Below are 280 nucleotides of genomic sequence, written 5' to 3'. Positions count from 1 at the left end.
GTGTAGTCCATTTGCTTTTGCAACATCAACTGGTTTTACGTGTTCTTGTGTAATGAGTGTTGCTGCTTCTGCGATGTTTTGCGGAACGCCTAGCGTACGAGAGAAGTCGTTGCAAGTGCCGCCTGGAATGATTGCAAGTGTAGGTCTAGTTTCAAGAGGTGCTAAGCCATTTGTGCATTCGAATACAGTACCGTCGCCACCAAAGACGATAATTAAATCTACGTTACTAGCAAACTCGTGGCAATATTTTGTTGCATCGCCTTGCTCTTTCGTATGAAGT

General features: G+C 44.3%; 1 protein-coding gene. It reads right to left on the bottom strand.

Going from position 1 to position 280, the window contains the following annotated elements; all coding sequences use genetic code 11:
- The coding region (locus ACSG5Z_RS32520; RefSeq protein ID WP_435712999.1) for an acylglycerol kinase family protein at window positions 1–280 on the bottom strand (280 nt) is incomplete at both ends.

It is taken from the genome of Bacillus pretiosus, assembly GCF_051294775.1.
GTDB lineage: Bacteria > Bacillota > Bacilli > Bacillales > Bacillaceae_G > Bacillus_A > Bacillus_A wiedmannii.
This window is presented reverse-complemented; position numbering and strand designations above follow the sequence as displayed.